The following is a 1,199-nucleotide window of genomic DNA, read 5'->3' as shown; positions in this document are numbered from 1 at the left end:
GACTATAGTAGATTGATGTTAAAATAGTACACTGTGGTTCCTAAAACATTGTTAGAAATTGGTTTAAATTCCCTAATTGATTTGTGCAGTTTTTGTTTCAATCCATTATAACATAAGATTTTCACAAGAATCTGATTTTAGACATTCCTGATTTTCAAGCTAGTCCATGTGAAATCATCTCCATCTTTGGTGGTAATGGTGCTGGTCAGTCCACTTTTATCAAATTCTTGGCAAGGATTTTCTTGCAGGATAAGGGCAAGATACGTTTGTATGGCATTTCGAATTGCTCCAAGAAAATTCACTCGCTGGTCAAGTTTGTCTTGGAGAGTGGGCAGGGGCTGTATAGTTATCTGACAGCCATGTGAAATCTCCAGTATTTTCTGGGTTTGAACGGGATTTTGTTAGCTCATATTAAGGCAGAAGAGGATGACTTGTGTGGATTTTACTCCCTAAAAGGATACGCTGGTTTCGGATCTTTCTCATGGCAATCGTCAGAAACTGATCTTAATCTTATCCTTGGTACAAAAAACCAAAGTTCTCTGTCTGGATGAGCCAACCAATGGGCTGGATTTGCTGGTAAAAACAGCCCATTGCTTTCTTGTAAGACTATGATCGTCATCATCAAGACAGTATTTTCATTACTAGTCATGATGCTAGTTTGATTGAAAAGGTCAGCAGTAGGGCTGTCTTGATTCAGCAGGGGCGGATTTGTCGTGAGGGAACCTTTTAGGAGATTTTTGGCAATGTCCACCAGCAAGAAGTCTATCGCTTGCTTTTTGTTCAGAGTGCAGAAAGTGTACTGAGACAAGATTTTCCTTGGTTAGACTACAAGGTGCTTGATGATGGAATTTTGCTAGATACCAGAACCCCAGACTTTATCGGGTATTGCTGGAAGAAACGGAAGTCGTGCAGTTTTCCCGAGAACCTGTCTCTTTGGAAGATTTGCTCTATGAGGTGCTCAATTGACTGTAGTCTTCCTTTCCCTCTATGATTTGAGGTTTCTCTGTACTAGTTTTTCCTTTGTGTTTACAAAAATATGATACAATAAAACGATGAATTATGAAGCAAGTAAACAATTAACTGATACACGATTTAATACTAAATGAAAATCAAAGAGCAAACTAGGAAGCTAGCCATAAGCTGTACTTGAGTACGGTAAAGCGACGCTGACGTGGTTTGAAGAGATTTTCGAAGAGTAT

General features: G+C 39.0%; 2 protein-coding genes. Both read left to right on the top strand.

Annotation, left to right across the window (positions count from 1 at the left end; genetic code table 11):
- Positions 1-131 precede the first annotated feature (131 nt).
- Positions 132-365, top strand: a complete 234-nt coding sequence (locus tag SMIDD26_RS13230) for an ATP-binding cassette domain-containing protein (RefSeq protein ID WP_342666597.1) — start codon at positions 132-134, stop codon at positions 363-365.
- 97 nt (positions 366-462) lie between these two features.
- Positions 463-612, top strand: a complete 150-nt coding sequence (locus tag SMIDD26_RS13725; RefSeq protein ID WP_342666596.1) for an ATP-binding cassette domain-containing protein — start codon at positions 463-465, stop codon at positions 610-612.
- Positions 613-1,199 lie beyond the last annotated feature (587 nt).

It is taken from the genome of Streptococcus mitis (genome assembly GCF_001579035.1).
Classification (GTDB): Bacteria; Bacillota; Bacilli; order Lactobacillales; family Streptococcaceae; genus Streptococcus; species Streptococcus mitis_J.
This window is presented reverse-complemented; position numbering and strand designations above follow the sequence as displayed.